Raw genomic sequence first — 851 nt, forward strand, 5'->3', positions numbered from 1 at the left:
TGGGGGAGGGGATGCGCGGCGACCGGGGCGGCCCTGGGGCCGGGCGCGGTGGCAGGCACGGCTCCATCGTGGCACGCGCTCCGCCGCCGGTCTCACACCCGCCGCGCGACACCCGTGGAGATCGGCGGGGGGCGAGCTGTTCCCAGCCGGGCCGCCCGACTCGATCGGGGTGTCTTGCGCACTCTAGGGTCGACGTCATACGACGCCATACGAGCCGATCGAGGAGGAGAGCACGTGACGGTCGACTTCGCTCCCGGCGCCACCGGCACCGACGAGGTCCTGTTCGCCCGGCAGGGCTCGCTCGGTCGGGTGCGGCTGCACCGGCCGCAGGCGATCAACGCCCTGACCCACGAGATGGTGCTGGCGATGCACGCACAGCTCGAGACGTGGGCGGCCGACGACTCGGTGACCGCGGTGGTCCTCGACGGCGCCGGCGAGCGCGGCCTGTGCGCCGGCGGTGACATCCGGGCGCTGCGCACGCAGATCATGGACGGGGACCGTTGTGCCGCAACGGCGTTCTGGGCCGACGAGTACCGCCTCAACGCCCTGGTCCACCGCTACCCCAAGCCGTATGCCGCGCTGATGACCGGCGTGGTGATGGGCGGCGGGGTGGGCGTGTCGGCCTATGGCTCACTGCGCCTGGTCACTGCGGACGCCCGGGTCGCGATGCCGGAGACGGGGATCGGGTTCTTCCCGGATGTGGGCTCGCTCTACCTGTTGTCCCGCGCGCCGGGTGAGCTCGGCACCCACCTGGCGCTCTCCGGCTCCACCATCGGCGGTGCCGACGCGGTGCACTGCGGCCTCGCGGACGCCGTGGTCGACCCCACCGACCTGCCCGGCGTGGTCGAGCG

At 73.4% G+C, this 851-nt stretch carries 1 protein-coding gene; it reads left to right on the forward strand.

Features of this window, described 5'->3' with window-relative positions; translation table 11 throughout:
* Positions 1-234 precede the first annotated feature (234 nt).
* Positions 235-851, forward strand: a 617-nt coding sequence (locus FRW57_RS22270) for a 3-hydroxyisobutyryl-CoA hydrolase (protein WP_203230502.1), incomplete at its 3' end; no start/stop codon positions are given.

It is taken from the genome of Segeticoccus rhizosphaerae (assembly GCF_009192725.1).
Lineage (GTDB): Bacteria > Actinomycetota > Actinomycetes > Actinomycetales > Dermatophilaceae > Segeticoccus > Segeticoccus rhizosphaerae.